This window comes from Citromicrobium bathyomarinum (assembly GCF_038594605.1).
In the GTDB taxonomy this organism is placed as follows: domain Bacteria; phylum Pseudomonadota; class Alphaproteobacteria; order Sphingomonadales; family Sphingomonadaceae; genus Alteriqipengyuania; species Alteriqipengyuania bathyomarina_B.
The window spans coordinates 1-14,087 of record NZ_JBCFZM010000007.1; the positions used below are offsets into that span (position 1 = coordinate 1).

The following is a 14,087-nucleotide window of genomic DNA, read 5'->3' on the forward strand; positions in this document are numbered from 1 at the left end:
CTTTAGCTGCTGGTGTCGCGGCGAACGGCGCCACCGGCCGGACCGGCGCGCGATGGGTCGACGTCTTGCCCACGAGGCGCACTGGCTTGCCGACTGGCAGGCGATGAGTCCTGGCGGATGTCTGCGCACGGGGCGGAAGCGCAGTGACAAGCTCGTGGAGCGCGATCAGGTCGGCAGTATCTCCGTTGATTGCGGGGGAAGACGCAACCGGCGTCTTGCCGAACACGACCAGGCGAACGGCTATCCCCGTCCCTGCGCGGCGAAACATCTGCTGCAGCCGGACATCGAGGAACAGCGACGCTTCATCCTGTACCTTGGCGAAGGTGGAAGCGTCGAAGCCTTCAGGCATGATGGCGACAATCCTCGCCCCATTGGCAACGGCCCGGATCGCGCTGCGCAGGTGGCGCTGCGCCGTCTCGCCGTCCTTGCCGCGTTCCTGGCTGCGGGCGAACGGCGGGTTCATCAGCACGACCGACGGAACATGGCCGCGAAGAAGGTCGGCAATCAATTCCCCGTCATGCGCAGTGGTTGTGGCCAAAGGGAAGATGTGCGCCAGGCCGTCTCGTCTTGCCAGGTCGATCTCGTTGAGGAGCAGCGAAGCGTTCTGAACGCTGCCCCAAAGGGCAAGGGCGCCATTGCCTGCGGACGGTTCGAGCAGCGTGTCTTGCGAAGAAACAGCTGCGGCCTTCGCCATCAGCCAGGCCAGCATCGGCGGGGTCGAGAACTGCTGGAGCTCGACCTGTGCTTCGCTGCGAACGTGCCGCGGCGGCAAGGCTGATTCGAGCCAGTCGAACCGCGCTTCGGCTTCGTGCACGCTTGTTGCCTGATCGATGCGTGAAGCTTCACGTAGCCAGAGTAGTGCGCCGATCTCGACTGCGTTGTTGTAGTCATCGATGGTCCAGGCGCTTCCCCAGTCCAGGGCGCCGGTTTCCGCGGCGAAAAGCCCGGAAATGTCGGCACGGGTAAGATGACGCCCCGAGGCAAGAAGCTCGGCAATCCTGACGCCGACGGCGTAAGCCAATGGCACTGACGAAAACTGCTCGCCGGCGGGAAACAGGTCTGATTGAAACATGGCAATTCGTCCTCCTGATGAGGGCATCGGGACACGCCCTCTGCCGGATCAGGAATTCGAGAAGCCCACTCTCCTCTACGGCGCCGCCTTGCGGCGCAGCCATGCTGCCAGTTCATCGTTCCAGTCGGTGTCGCGAGAGGATGGTTTGCGGACTTGGATCGTCCGTCCATCGCGGGCATAGGCGGCCAGTCCACGCGACGCGGCCAGCTCGCCGCCCGCATCATGATCGACGAAAAGGTGAAGCTCGGTCACGCTCTCGGGCACGCTGACGAGACCGAAGCGCTCATTGCCCAGGGTCGCCCAGACGGGAATACCGGTGAGCGCATAGGCCGACATCGCGCTTTCGATGCCCTCGGCGAGGCCGAGTTTGCCGGAGGCCGGAGCAAAAAGACGGACAGCAGCTTCACCGAGCGCGCCGAGCGCGCGCTTCGGCTTGTCGAAATCGGCCTTGGCATTGCCCGAAAGGAATGTGCGATGGACGGCGATCGGCCCCTCGTCGAGGCTAACTGCCGCAATCATGGCGGGCAAAAAGCGAGTGCTTCCCTTTGGACCAAGCGGCGTTCGTGGATGGAAGCGGAGCGCCGGAGATGCGGCGAGGATGCCGCGGCTCTCAAGATATGCCTTTGCCGGGCTGGCACGCAGTGGTTGAGCATCGCGCCAGATCCTCAGCGCTGCCGCCGAGGGCTTGCGCGTTCTGGTCGGCTCGGGACCGCCGGTAGTCGCAGAACTTGAAAAGAGCGAGGTTGCGTCGACACCTTCACTCGCCAGAGCAGCCAGCACGCTCTGCTGATCACATCCCGCAAAACAATGGAAAAGGATCGCTTTTTGGCCGAGCGACACACCGAGTGACGGCGTACGGTCGTCATGCGCAGGGCAGCAGGCCATGCCCTTTGTGCCGGACCATTTGCCGCCCCGGTTTTCACAGATGCGGCGGGCGGCTTCTTCCAAAGAGCTTATCTTGGCGGAATATAGGTGGGACATGGCACATCGCGATCCTTTCGGCTCGCTCACAAAGGCCCTCCTCCCCTCCAGCCTTCCTGTATTGTGAGAGCAGGTTGGAAAGGAGTCACTTCTGCGCTTCGACCCCGTCGGTTTGAGCGTCGCATCGCCATTGCCGCTCAGCCGCGAGGTATACCTATCTGCCGCGGCGGCTTCTCACTTGCGCCATTGATTCTTATTGCTGCCCCATGTCTGGGTCAGTTCAGATCATGTGATAACTTGGGCCCCCTATCGAGAATTTCGATCCGATCTTTCCTTCTGTAAAGCGCGTCGCGCCTTCGGAAGGTAGTCACGCCAAGTCCGCAGATGAGTGATATGGCTGATTTTTTTGGGCTTGCTCATTCCCGCCATCGCAGCAATCGCCATTCTGCCATGACCAACCTTACCTGCCTCACGAGCGAATAATGTCTTCGCGCGTTCGATTTCCTCGTCTGAATAATGCATTCGATGCTCCATCGGGTTGAACCTGCAAGAGCGTTCGAACGAAATTCGGCGAACCCTCTGCAGGGTCCGCCGGTTAACCTCCAACTGGAGGACGGGACCTCGGAATTCTTCCGAGGCTGTCGGCTTGTGCCGACATGCGTGACGTTTGCGATATAGTCGCCGAGACAATTCGTGCAACTGCACAGCGACTTTTGAAGCACAATGGTCAAGCCACGGCCTAGCGACCGCTCACCAGCGCCTCTCCACTCAGCCATGGCCATTGTAAGCCTCGTGCAGGAGGCGTTGAAGCATCTTCCTTCGGTAAATCTGCTTCGAGCGAAAGAGCACAAAAACATGACATATCATTTCCATTTGCGGAATTTCACATGATATGTCATATATCGGGTCATGCCCCGTTCGTCTCGTGCTGCTAGCGGACTACCGCCCCAGAGCCAACGTGCGATTACACGGCTAGGCAAGGATATCGCCCTGGCTCGCCGCCGGAGAAAACTTCCCCAGCGTTTAATGGCCGAGCGCATGATCGTCTCGGTTCAAACGCTGCAACGCCTCGAAGCGGGAGATCCTACCGTGGGCCTCGCGGTTCTGGCGAGCGCCCTACATGTCCTTGGGATGACACAGCGCCTTGCCGAGCTGGTAACCCCAGACAGTGACCGGGCTGGCATCAGCGAGGATTTGTCCCGCCTGCCCCAGAAGACCCACGCTGTCAGCGACGATGATCTGGATTTCTAGCAAGCCGTGACGACCATCCGCACCTATGTCTTCGTGCATCTTGAGGAGGGGCCTGTTCCGGCAGGCCTTCTCACGATGACCGACGAACCGCGCAACCAGTTTGCTACCTTCGCTTACGGGCGGCGTTATCTGGAACGCGCTGACCGTATTGCGGTCGATCCTGTAGCTCTGCCGTTGCACGAAGCTGGAACTTCTCGAACATTCAGGACGGAAGAAGGCTTTGCCGTGTTCGGTGGCATTCGGGATGCTGCTCCCGATGGCTGGGGCCAATACCTGATGTACAAGGCGATGGGCGATCGCTTGCCGAGCGAAATCGATCTCATTCTGGCCTCGGGCGAACATCGTGTAGGGGCGCTCGCCTTTGGGCCGACATCCGCCCAGCCGGAGAGAATTACGCCATGGGGGGGTGGCCCTGCTCCGGGCGAAGAGTTCACGCTCGCAGAGCTAGCGGAAGCCGCCGAACGCGCGCAGCATGTCGACGAACTCGACGAGAACTTAAGAGCCTTGCTGGCAGCCGGATCATCTCTGGGCGGCGCCCGGCCGAAGGCTGCTACAAAAATCGGCGACCAACCCTGGATCGCGAAATTCCAGAAGCGGGGAGACAGCTTTCCCGAATGCAGGGTCGAACTAGCGACAATGCGGCTTGCCAGCGAGTGTGGTCTCGACGTTCCGCCACTCGACTTCCGCTGTGTCCTTGATCGCGACATCTATCTGATCGAGCGGTTCGATCGGATTCCTCACGGCAACTGGCTGGAACGCAGGCCCTTTGCTTCGGGGCTCACAATGCTCGGGGCGCATGAGAGCGAGGTCAGCAGCTTCAGCTATGCGGATCTCGCAGGAGCGATCCGGCAATTCGGAACCGAAGTGCGCCAGGATCTACATGAGCTATTTCGTCGAATGCTGCTCAATATCCTCGTCACGAATGATGATGATCACCTACGTAATCATGGCTTCCTGTTCGATGGTGAGGGTTGGCGGCTATCGCCGCTTTACGATGTAGTGCCGAAACCGCAGCTGGGACTGGAGCGACGGCTCGTCCTCGGCGTGGGGCCGGAAGGCCGCAATGCAACGATCGAGAATGCTCTCGCCGGTGCCGCGGTCTTCGACCTCAGCCATGATGACGCGAAAGCAATCGCCGAAAACATGAGCAGAACCGTAGCGACACGGTGGGAACAGCTGTTCACGGAGGCTGGGATAAGCGCGGCTGACCGCAAGCGTTTCGCAACCTGCTTCCGATTGGCAGCGCCTGCATCATGATCGCAATCGCAGAAATCCGTTCATGGCGGCGCGTGCTTACCAAATTTGGCATGGTGATTACCCGGTGATTGCTAGCCGAAAAAACAGGGATCAAAAAATGCTGATTAGTGATTATATATCAGTGTATTATGATAGTATGATCACTAAGGTGTGGTACTTCAGGTTCCGCCGACGCTGATACCGGGACGTCCGACGACGGGCACTGCAAATCCGCTCCATTTTCGAGAGAAATTTACCCTTCCGGCCGCTTCGATTCGTTCGGCCGGCCTGCCGGGATCAAAGCCTATCTTCTCGCTTTCGGACGCTGATCCGATTGGGAAAATCGCGCCGATCGATGATCTTTCGATCGCCAATAACGGCGATCAAGGGAGAGCAATCATGGCTCACGAACGTGCATCATTCGACGAGGGTAGGGTCAACGAGGCGATCGAGACGGCGCAGCGCCACTCGAATGCCCTGCGTCAGGAAAGCGGCGGCAGCCCCGTGCTGACCGACGGCGCATTGTCGGTCGCAGCAGAATGCGTGAGCGTGACGGTCCACAATGGCGAAGTGTGCCTGTCGCTGCCGCTGGGCATCGGCAATGTCTGCCTGCCCGTACCCTCATGGGTTCCGGACGGCGAAGCGGCCAAGGCGTGCATCGACATCTGCACGAAGTGGGGCGTGCCCTGCGGGGTGGAAGTAACGGTCTCGATCGCAGGCGAAAAGATCGTCAGCAAGGGCTTCGGCTGCAGCTGCTGAACGCGGCCGGATCGGGCAAGGGGGGCACCATACCGGCAGCCCCCGCCCATCCGGGCTTGTCAGAAGCGAATGCCTACGCCCGCCACGAGCTGGTCGGTCGTCGCCTCGCCGACATCGCCGCCGATATCCTCGTAGCGAGAGCGACGATATTCCAGCCGCGCTTCCAGCGGGCCGGGCAATGCCACCTGCACACCGCCGCCGAAGCGAAGGCCGGTGGCGTTCTCCTCCAGATCGGAAAAATTGCCGGCAGAGGTGAAAGAGCGCGTGTCGAGCGCGGTGTAGCCGACCTTGCCATAGGCCGCGATGCCCGGCGTCAGCGCAAGTCCCCCGCGCGCGCCGAGGTAATACTGGCCATCCGCGTCCAGCCCGTCGCGCGCGCCGGCGAAGTTGCTCGGAAATTCGGTCGATCCGGTGCTGGCCGAATATTCGCCCTCCACGCCGACGAAGGCACTGCCGAGCGAAAGATCGTAGCCAGCGGTCACGCCATAGACGGCGGAGTCCGCATCGGCGCTGACGGTGCCGGAGTCCGATTCGACGCCGAGCCCTTCATATCCCGCGATGACCGAGACGTGGAGCCCGCCCGGAGCGGTGTTGCTCTGCGCCATCGCAGGGCTGGCGATCATGGCGAGGACGAGCCCCGCCGCTGCATATGTCGTCTTCATCGCGCATTCCTTTCGCAGACCCTTCGCGGGCGTTGCAGTCATGGTGGGCGAATATGGTTTCCACTCGGTTAACCATGACCGGTCCGTAATACGGAACGCGGCTCGTCGGAGGCGATTGAAGAGGTGACTGCCACCCCCCCGAGAGGCCAATCCCGTGATCACCACCACCAACCCCGCGACCGGCGAGAGCATCGCCGAATACGAAACGCTCGACGAAAACGGCATCGATCGGAAGCTCGAAACCGCCACCCGCACTTTTCGCGACTGGCGTAGATCGCCGCTGGAAAAGCGGACCAAGGTCCTGGCCGCGCTCGGCGACCTGTACGAGGCCAATCAGGAAGAGCTGGCCAGGCTGGCCGTCACCGAAATGGGCAAGCCGATCACGCAGGCGCGCGCCGAGGTCGGCAAATGCGCGCATCTGCTGCACCACTTCGCAGAGAACGGTCCGCCGATGCTCGAGTCTCGTTTCTGGGACCTGTCCGATGGCGGCAAGGCCGAAGGGCGCTGGCTGCCGCTCGGCCCGGTGCTCGCGGTTATGCCGTGGAACTTTCCCTATTGGCAGGTGATCCGCTTCCTTGCGCCGACGATCCTCGCGGGCAATGTCGGCCTGCTCAAGCACGCCAGCATCGTGCAGGGCGTCGCCCAGCGGATGGAGGAACTGGTGCTCGAGGCAGGCGGGCCCGAGGGGCTGTTCCAGAACCTGTGCGTCTCGTCCGACCCCATCAACGACGTGATAGCCGACCCGCGCGTGGTCGCGGCGACCCTGACGGGCAGCGAAGGCGCGGGCAGCGCGGTGGCCGCGCAGGCGGGCAAGCATCTGAAGAAGGTCGTGCTCGAACTGGGCGGGAGCGATCCGTTCATCGTCATGCCGTCGGCAGATATCGATCAGGCGGTGAAGGACGCGGTGACCGCGCGCATCCAGAACAACGGGCAGTCGTGCATCTGCGGCAAGCGCACGATCGTCCACGCCGATATCTACGACGACTTTGCCGACCGCTTCACCGCCGCGCTGAAGGACGTAAAGCTGGGCGATCCGATGGAGGACGATACCGAACTCGGCCCGCTTTCGAGCGAAGGCCAGCGCGACACCGTGCTCGATCAGGTTGCCAAGGCGAAGGAAGAGGGCTGCACGCTGCTGTTCGGCGGGGAAAAGATCGACCGGCCCGGCGCGTGGATGACCGTCGGCCTGCTGACCGATGTGCCGCTGGCCAGCGAAACCGGGACGGACGAGATTTTCGGCCCCGTCGGCCAGCTCTACAAGGCGAAGGATATCGACGAGGCGACGACCATCGCCAACGCGATCCCCTACGGCCTCGGCTCCGCCGTGTGGACCACCGACGAATCAGAGAAGGAACACTTCGCCAACACGATCGAGGCGGGGATGACGACCTTCAACGCGGTCAACGGATCGAAGATCGAAGCGCCCTTCGGCGGCATCAAACGCTCGGGCCACGGGCGCGAGCTGTCCGAGTTCGGCCTGCATGAATTCATGAACCTCAAGACGCTGGTCCATCCGGCATAGGAGTTACGAAAATGAGCAAACAGATCCTCATCGTCGGCGCATCGCGCGGCATCGGCCTCGGTCTCGCCAAGGAATTCGCGAGCCGCGGCTGGCGCGTCGTCGCCAGCGAACGCAGCCGCAGCGACGCCCTCCACCAAGCGGGCGAGATCGACATCGTGACCATCGATGTGACCGAGCCGGACAGCTACCTCGGGCTTAAAAACAAGTTCGGCGAAGGCTCGCTCGACGCGATCATCGTCAATGCCGGGATCACCGGCGCGGAACATCAGTCTGCCGAGAAAGCGACCGACGAAGAGATCGCCCATGTGATGCAGACCAACGCCTACGGCCCCGCGCGTGTGGGCAAGGCGCTGCTGCCGATACTCAAGGATGGCGGCACGCTGGCCTTCATGTCATCGCTGATGGGCTCGATCGCGGACAGTTCGGGCGGTTACGAGTTCTACCGCGTCAGCAAGGTATCGCTGAATATGCTGGCCAAGGGCATTGCCGAACAACAGGCGAAGGAGCGCGATATCGAAGTCCTCTCGCTCCACCCCGGCTGGGTCCAGACCGACATGGGCGGGCCGAACGCCAAGATCACGGTCGAGCAAAGCTGCACCGGCCTCGCCGACGTGGTCGAGAAGGCCGGTGGTGGCGGATATCGCTTCGTAAACTACGAGGGCGAGGAACTGCCCTTCTAGCGTAAGCGCATCACTCCACGATCCCCGCCGAAGCCAGCACCGCCAGCGTCAGCACATCGGGCACGTTGGCGGTAACCGGCACGATCTGGACCGGCTTTTCCATGCCCACCAGAATCGGGCCGATGGTGGCATCGCCGCCCAGTTCGCGCAGCAGCTTGGCCGACAGGTTGGCCGATTGCAGGCCGGGCATGATCAGCACATTGGCCGGGCCCGACAGGCGGCTGAACGGATAGAGCGCCATCACCTTCTCGTTCAGCGCGGCATCGGGTGCCATTTCGCCTTCGTATTCGAAGCCGGGCTGCTTCTCGTCGAGAATGTGGACCGCGTCGCGGATGTTCTCCAGCCACTTGCCCGGCGGATTGCCGAAGGTGGAGTAGGAGAGAAACGCCACGCGCGGTTCGTGCCCCATTCGGCGCGCGACCGCCGCCGTCTCGCAGGCGATATGCGCCAGGTCTTCCGAGGTGGGGCGCTCGTTGATCGTGGTATCGGCGAGGAAGGTCGTGTGGTTCTTGCCGACCATCATGTGGATGCCGAAGGAGATACCGTCGGGCTTTGCGTCGAGCACGCGGCCGATCTCGCGCGCGGTCTGCGCGTAGGTCCGCGTGAGGCCGCTGACCAGCGCATCGCCATGGCCCAGCGCGACCAGCAGGGCGGCGAACACGTTGCGCTCCTGATTGACCATGCGGCGCACGTCGCGTTCGGTATAACCGCGCCGCTGAAGCCGCTTGTAAAGGAACTCGACCATCTCAGGCACATGCTCGCTGTCCGCCGAGTTCTGGATTTCGAAGCTGCCCGGGTCCGACACGCCGAGCATGTGCATCTTGTCCGCCACCGCCTTGGTCCGGCCGACCAGCACCGGGGTGCCGTAGCCGAAATCGCGGAACTGGATCGCGGCGCGCAGCGCGACCTCTTCCTCCGCCTCGGCGAACACCACCCGCTTGGGATTGGCCTTCGCCTCCTCGTAGACCTGCGTCAGGACTGAGGTCGTGGGGTTGAGCCGCGATTTCAGCGCGAGGCGATAGGCGTCGAGATCCTCGATATGGTGCTGGGCCACGCCCGACTTCATCGCCGCTTCGGCGACGGCGGAGGACACGACCTCCATCAGGCGCGGGTCGAAGGGTGCGGGAATGATGTAGTCGGTGCCGAACTTGTGGCTCTTGCCATAGGCCGCCGCGACTTCCTCCGGCACGCGCTCGCGCGCAAGCGCGGCGATCGCTTCGGCGGCGGCGATCTTCATCTCTTCGTTGATCGCGGTCGCCCGCACGTCGAGCGCGCCGCGGAAGATGAACGGAAAGCCAAGCACATTGTTGACCTGGTTGGGGTAGTCGCTGCGCCCGGTGGCGATGATCGCATCGGGGCGCACCGCCTTGGCATCCTCGGGCATGATTTCGGGCACCGGATTGGCCATCGCGAAGATGATCGGCGATTTCGCCATCTTCTCGACCCACTCGGGCTTGAGCGCGCCGGCAGCCGACAGGCCGAGGAAGATGTCCGCGCCGTCGAGCGCTTCCTCGAGGCTTCGCGCGTCGGTCTCCACCGCATGCGCGCTCTTCCACTGGTCGAGATCGTCGCGGCCCTTGTGGATCGGGCCGGAGCGATCGCACACGATCACAGAATCGTGCGGAATGCCGACCGCCTTGATCAGCGCTGTGCAGGCCAGCGCGGAGGCGCCCGCCCCGTTGACCACCATCTTGCAGTTCTTGAAGTCGCGCCCGGTCAGATGCACCGCGTTGATCAGCCCCGCCGCCGCGATGATCGCGGTGCCGTGCTGGTCGTCGTGCATGATCGGAATGTTCATCCGCTCGCGCAGGGCCTGCTCGATGATGAAGCACTCGGGCGCGGCGATGTCTTCCAGATTGATCCCGCCGAAGCTCGGCTCCATCAGCGCGACTGCTTCGATGAACTTGTCGGGGTCTTCGGTATCGAGTTCGAGGTCGATCGAATCGACGTCGGCGAAGCGTTTGAACAGCACCGCCTTGCCTTCCATCACCGGCTTCGAGGCAAGCGCACCCAGGTTGCCCATGCCGAGGATGGCGGTGCCGTTGGAAATCACCGCGACCAGATTGGAGCGTGCGGTATATTTCGCGGCATTGGCGGGATCGTCGGCAATCGCCTTCACGGGCACCGCTACGCCGGGCGAATAGGCCAGGCTGAGGTCGCGCTGCGTCGCCATCGGCTTGGATGCGATGATCTCGATTTTCCCGGGCCGACCGGCTTCGTGATAGAGCAGCGCCTCGCGCTCTTCGAATCCGGGAATCTGGTCGTCAGCCATGTGGCCCTCTCGTTATGTCGGTGTGTTGCCCCGTGCCGTAGAGGCAACGTTCCGTGGGCGCCAGTGGTGCGACGACAGGGGACAAGGAAAAGTGCGCCGCTTTCCGAATCGGGTGCGGCATCGCTAGGTCTGGCGCGTGACCGCGAAACTCACCCCGATGATGGAACAGTACCACGCGCTGAAGCGCGAGGCGGGCGATTGCCTGCTGTTCTACCGCATGGGCGACTTCTTCGAGCTGTTCTTCGACGATGCGAAGGTTGCCGCCGGGGTTCTCGACATCGCGCTGACCAGCCGCGGAGAGAGCGGGGGCGAATCGGTGCCGATGTGCGGCGTGCCGGTGCATTCGGCAGACGGCTACCTCGCACGGCTGATCCGCGCCGGACACCGCGTCGCGATCGCAGAGCAGGTCGAAACGCCCGACGAGGCGAAGGCCCGCGCGAAAGCGGAGGGCAAGCCCTCGTCCAAGGTGCTGGTCGCGCGGCAGATCATCCGCTTCGTCACGGCGGGCACGCTGACCGAGGATGCCTTGCTCGAGCCGCGCCGCGCAAACCGGCTGGCGGCGGTGTGCGAGGTGCGCGGCGATATCGGCATCGCCGCCTGCGACATCTCGACCGGGCGAATGGAGCTGGAGGAATGCGCGCCCGAAGGCCTGCCTGCCGCGCTCTCCCGCCTCGGGGCGAGCGAGATCGTGGTGCCCGAGAATTGGGAGGCGGCGCCTGCGGATGCCACGCAACGGCCGGCCTCCGACTTCGCCAGCGAACGCGGGCGGCAGCGGCTGCAGGACCTCCACGGCGTCTCGACGCTCGACGCGTTCGGCGAATTCAGCCGCGCGATGCTGGCGGCGGCAGGCGGGCTGATTGCCTATCTCGACCATGCCGGACGCGGCGCAATGCCCTTCCTGCTGCCTCCGCAGGTGCTGGCGGGTGACGCCACGATGGCGATCGACGAAGCCAGCCGGACCAGCCTCGAGATTACCGCGACCCAGAGCGGCGCGCGGGCGGGCAGCCTGCTCGGCACGGTCGACCGCTGCGTCACCAGCGCGGGCGCGCGCCAGCTGGCCGAGGATCTCTCCGCCCCGCTCGCCACCCGGCCCGAGATCGAGGCGCGGTTGGCGCTGGTGCGGTTCTTTCACGACGACCCGATCCTGCGCAGCGACACGCGCGAGGCGCTGCGTGCGATCCCCGACGTGGCGCGTGCGCTGGCCCGACTGGTCGCGGAGCGGGGTTCTCCGCGCGATCTCGGTCAGGTGCGCGACGGCCTCGCGCAGGCGCGCAACCTGCACGGCGCACTCTCCCGCCTGCCCGACCGCCCGGCCCTGCTCGACGCGCTGTTGCCTGCGCTGACCGGCCATGGTGCGCTGGTCGGCGAATTGTCGGCCGCGCTCGTGCCCTCGCCGCCGACCGAGCGGTCGAGCGGCGGCTTTATCGCCAGCGGCTACGACGCCGCGCTCGATGAGCTGCGCGAGACTTCGGGCAATGCGCGCCGCGCCATCGCCGCGCTCGAGGCGCGCTACCGCACCGAGACCGGCGTCTCCTCGCTCAAGATCAAGCACAACGGCGTGCTCGGCTATTTCATCGAAGTGCCCGCGCGCCACGGCGATGCGCTGATGGCACCCGATAGCGGTTTCACGCATCGCCAGACCATGGCGAACGCGGTGCGCTTCAACTCGGTGCATCTGCACGAGGAAGCGACCCGGATCGCCGAGGCGGGCGGCCGTGCTCTGGCGGCGGAAGAGGCACATTTCGAAGGACTGGTGGAGCAGGTCGTCGCCTCGCGCGAGACCATCGCCCGCACCGCCGATGCGCTGGCCCGGATCGACGTGGCCGCCGGCCTGGCCGAGCGCGCCGCGGAAGGCGACTGGTGCGCTCCGCAGATCGAAGACGCGCCCTGCCTTGAGATCGTCGCCGGACGGCATCCGGTGGTCGAAGCGGCGCTGGCCAAAGCGGGCGAGCGCTTCGTACCCAATGATTGCGCCCTGAGCGACACCGACCGCCTGTGGCTGATCGGCGGGCCCAACATGGGCGGTAAATCGACCTTTTTGCGGGCCAATGCGTTGATCGTGCTGCTGGCGCAGGCAGGCAGCTACGTTCCCGCCCAATCTGCGCGCATAGGCTTGGTCGACCGCCTGTTCAGCCGCGTCGGCGCAAGCGACAATCTCGCGCGCGGGCGCTCCACCTTCATGGTCGAAATGGTCGAAACCGCCGCGATCCTCGCGCAGGCGACGACCCGCAGCTTCGTCATCCTCGACGAGGTCGGGCGCGGCACGTCGACCTATGACGGGCTGGCATTGGCTTGGGCGGTGGCCGAGGCGATTCACGAGCAGAACCGCTGCCGCTGCCTGTTCGCGACGCATTACCACGAGCTCGCGCGGCTGGCCGAAAGCTGCGACGCGCTGTCGTTGCACCATGTCCGCGCGCGCGAGTGGCAAGGCGATCTGGTGCTGCTGCACGAAGTGTCTGATGGCCCCGCGGACCGCAGCTATGGTCTGGCAGTGGCGAAACTCGCAGGGGTGCCTGCGGGCGTGGTCGAGAGGGCGAGCGCGGTGCTCGCCAAGCTCGAGCGTGGCCGCGAGGAAACCGGCGGACTTGCTGCCGGGCTCGGCGATTTGCCGCTGTTCTCCGCCGCTTTCCAAGCGGAAGAGGAAGCCTGCGATACGCTCCGCGAAAAGCTCGCCGCGCTCGATATCGACGCGCTGAGCCCGCGCGAGGCGCTCGACATGTTGTACGAGCTGAAGCGCGAAGGCGGCGAAAGCTGATCTTTGACGCATTTGCCATCGGGCGACGCGGCGCTAGGTTCTACCCCCATGGCACAAGACGATCCTCCCGAAGACGCGGACAAGAGCACCGAGTGGGCGGAGTTCCGCACCGACCTGGCCGAGGATCGCAACATCATGGCGATGGAACGCACTTTTGCGGGTTGGATGCGAACCGCCTTTGCCGCCATCGGCATCGGCCTCGGCTTCAGGGCGCTGTTCGGATCGTGGGACCCGTCATGGATGCCCAAGCTGATCGCGACCGCCTTCATTCTGGGCGGCGGCTGGCTGGCGGTGACTGCCGAACGGCGCGCATGCAAGACGCTCGCGCGCCTCAACAAGCACGAGTTTTCGCCGATCCCGACGCCCAATTTCCGGATCATGGCATGGGGCGTCGCGATCGGCGCGATTATAGTGACGATCGGTCTATGGGTTCTCGTCGAGGGCTAATCGCCCCCGCGATGGCTCAGGTGCCGTCGCCGCGCAGCCCGTCGGGCTTCGAGGGCTTGCCGTACTTGTCGACATTGTCGTCGTGGTTGGGCTCGCCGCGATAGGCCGACATGTCGACCGTGTTGCCGCGCTCCATCTGGTGCATGTGATCGACCACATCCTGCGCGTCGGGGGCGGTCAGCCCGCTCGGCGCATGCTCGCTGTCGGTATTCAGGATCGAGGTGGAAACGTTCTGCGCTTGGTCGGACACGGTCTGCGCCTGATCATAGGCCCCGACCTGCTCCGAATTCTCGTTCTCGGGGGCGAGATCGTCGGTCTGGCGGCGTTCGCCGTCGAAGTCGGAGGGCAACGTGTTCTTGTTCTTGTCGTCCATGAGAAATCTCCTTTCCTCATGAACGGGTGGAGGGATTGAGCGGTTCCGGGGGGAGGAGAGTCTTCGTGGCGGCACCGGCCCGCACCCCCACCCGGCCAACCCATCGGTATTATGCTGTGGGTTGGCCGGGTGGGGGT

The 14,087-nt window shown here is 64.0% G+C and carries 12 protein-coding genes and 2 pseudogenes; 7 read left to right on the forward strand and 7 right to left on the reverse strand.

The genetic code is table 11. The features are described 5' to 3' along the window. The 3 genes and pseudogenes from AAG612_RS16230 to AAG612_RS16240 form a co-directional block, all read right to left on the reverse strand. Nucleotides 1-1,072: pseudogene (locus AAG612_RS16230) on the reverse strand (methylase); the annotation flags it as partial. Between the two features lie 75 nt (nt 1,073-1,147). Beyond that, nucleotides 1,148-2,053: a DUF7146 domain-containing protein gene (locus AAG612_RS16235; protein WP_156320615.1), complete on the reverse strand. Its 906-nt coding sequence runs from the start codon at nt 2,051-2,053 to the stop codon at nt 1,148-1,150. A 246-nt stretch (nt 2,054-2,299) separates the two neighbouring features. Then, nucleotides 2,300-2,515, reverse strand: a complete 216-nt coding sequence (locus AAG612_RS16240) for a hypothetical protein (protein WP_156320616.1) — start codon at nt 2,513-2,515, stop codon at nt 2,300-2,302. A gap of 504 nt (nt 2,516-3,019) precedes the next feature. Here AAG612_RS16240 and AAG612_RS16245 point away from each other — a divergent pair. Further along, a pseudogene (locus tag AAG612_RS16245) lies at nt 3,020-3,082 on the forward strand (XRE family transcriptional regulator); the annotation flags it as partial. A 27-nt stretch (nt 3,083-3,109) separates the two neighbouring features. On the opposite strand, the gene AAG612_RS16250 reads toward AAG612_RS16245, so the two are convergent. After that, nucleotides 3,110-3,283: a hypothetical protein gene (locus tag AAG612_RS16250; RefSeq protein WP_233419418.1), complete on the reverse strand. Its 174-nt coding sequence runs from the start codon at nt 3,281-3,283 to the stop codon at nt 3,110-3,112. A gap of 36 nt (nt 3,284-3,319) precedes the next feature. On the opposite strand from AAG612_RS16250, the gene AAG612_RS16255 reads away from it, so the two are divergent. Further along, on the forward strand, nt 3,320-4,501 hold the full coding sequence (locus AAG612_RS16255) for a type II toxin-antitoxin system HipA family toxin (protein WP_010239408.1): 1,182 nt from the start codon (nt 3,320-3,322) through the stop codon (nt 4,499-4,501). Nucleotides 4,502-4,879: 378 nt separating this feature from the next. Then, nucleotides 4,880-5,239: a hypothetical protein gene (locus AAG612_RS16260; protein ID WP_342511934.1), complete on the forward strand. Its 360-nt coding sequence runs from the start codon at nt 4,880-4,882 to the stop codon at nt 5,237-5,239. Nucleotides 5,240-5,298: 59 nt separating this feature from the next. On the opposite strand, the gene AAG612_RS16265 is transcribed toward AAG612_RS16260, so the two are convergent. Next, a complete protein-coding gene (locus tag AAG612_RS16265) occupies nt 5,299-5,901 on the reverse strand; it encodes an outer membrane protein (protein WP_342511936.1) in 603 nt (200 codons plus the stop codon). 154 nt (nt 5,902-6,055) lie between these two features. Between AAG612_RS16265 and AAG612_RS16270 the strand changes: the two genes are divergently transcribed. Together AAG612_RS16270 and AAG612_RS16275 are read left to right on the forward strand one after the other, a co-directional pair. Beyond that, a complete protein-coding gene (locus AAG612_RS16270) occupies nt 6,056-7,423 on the forward strand; it encodes an NAD-dependent succinate-semialdehyde dehydrogenase (protein WP_342511938.1) in 1,368 nt (455 codons plus the stop codon). Between the two features lie 11 nt (nt 7,424-7,434). Then, the gene (locus AAG612_RS16275) at nt 7,435-8,103 is read left to right on the forward strand and encodes an SDR family NAD(P)-dependent oxidoreductase (protein ID WP_342511940.1); all 669 of its coding nucleotides are present in this window, start codon (nt 7,435-7,437) and stop codon (nt 8,101-8,103) included. A gap of 10 nt (nt 8,104-8,113) precedes the next feature. Here AAG612_RS16275 and AAG612_RS16280 read toward each other — a convergent pair whose 3' ends face one another. After that, nucleotides 8,114-10,375: an NADP-dependent malic enzyme gene (locus AAG612_RS16280; protein ID WP_342511941.1), complete on the reverse strand. Its 2,262-nt coding sequence runs from the start codon at nt 10,373-10,375 to the stop codon at nt 8,114-8,116. Between the two features lie 157 nt (nt 10,376-10,532). Between AAG612_RS16280 and mutS the strand changes: the two genes are divergently transcribed. Both mutS and AAG612_RS16290 read left to right on the forward strand, forming a co-directional pair. Further along, the gene (gene mutS / locus AAG612_RS16285; protein ID WP_342511948.1) at nt 10,533-13,130 is read left to right on the forward strand and encodes a DNA mismatch repair protein MutS; all 2,598 of its coding nucleotides are present in this window, start codon (nt 10,533-10,535) and stop codon (nt 13,128-13,130) included. Nucleotides 13,131-13,178: 48 nt separating this feature from the next. Then, nucleotides 13,179-13,577 carry a YidH family protein gene (locus AAG612_RS16290; RefSeq protein ID WP_342511943.1) on the forward strand — a complete coding sequence of 133 codons (399 nt, stop codon included), beginning with the start codon at nt 13,179-13,181 and terminating at the stop codon, nt 13,575-13,577. Nucleotides 13,578-13,593: 16 nt separating this feature from the next. On the opposite strand, the gene AAG612_RS16295 is transcribed toward AAG612_RS16290, so the two are convergent. Beyond that, nucleotides 13,594-13,950, reverse strand: coding sequence for a hypothetical protein (locus tag AAG612_RS16295; protein ID WP_342511945.1), 357 nt, complete (start codon nt 13,948-13,950; stop codon nt 13,594-13,596). Nucleotides 13,951-14,087: the final 137 nt, after the last annotated feature.

Excerpts from the sequence above, each read along its gene's own strand:
- AAG612_RS16235 (WP_156320615.1), bottom strand. The coding sequence starts at position 2,053 with ATGTCCCACCTATATTCCGCCAAGATAAGCTCTTTGGAAGAAGCCGCC.
- AAG612_RS16240 (WP_156320616.1), bottom strand. The coding sequence starts at position 2,515 with ATGCATTATTCAGACGAGGAAATCGAACGCGCGAAGACATTATTCGCT.
- AAG612_RS16250 (WP_233419418.1), bottom strand. The coding sequence starts at position 3,283 with ATGCACGAAGACATAGGTGCGGATGGTCGTCACGGCTTGCTAGAAATC.
- AAG612_RS16255 (WP_010239408.1), top strand. The coding sequence starts at position 3,320 with ATGACCGACGAACCGCGCAACCAGTTTGCTACCTTCGCTTACGGGCGG.
- AAG612_RS16260 (WP_342511934.1), top strand. The coding sequence starts at position 4,880 with ATGGCTCACGAACGTGCATCATTCGACGAGGGTAGGGTCAACGAGGCG.
- AAG612_RS16265 (WP_342511936.1), bottom strand. The coding sequence starts at position 5,901 with ATGAAGACGACATATGCAGCGGCGGGGCTCGTCCTCGCCATGATCGCC.
- AAG612_RS16275 (WP_342511940.1), top strand. The coding sequence starts at position 7,435 with ATGAGCAAACAGATCCTCATCGTCGGCGCATCGCGCGGCATCGGCCTC.
- AAG612_RS16280 (WP_342511941.1), bottom strand. The coding sequence starts at position 10,375 with ATGGCTGACGACCAGATTCCCGGATTCGAAGAGCGCGAGGCGCTGCTC.
- mutS (WP_342511948.1), top strand. The coding sequence starts at position 10,533 with ATGATGGAACAGTACCACGCGCTGAAGCGCGAGGCGGGCGATTGCCTG.
- AAG612_RS16290 (WP_342511943.1), top strand. The coding sequence starts at position 13,179 with ATGGCACAAGACGATCCTCCCGAAGACGCGGACAAGAGCACCGAGTGG.
- AAG612_RS16295 (WP_342511945.1), bottom strand. The coding sequence starts at position 13,950 with ATGGACGACAAGAACAAGAACACGTTGCCCTCCGACTTCGACGGCGAA.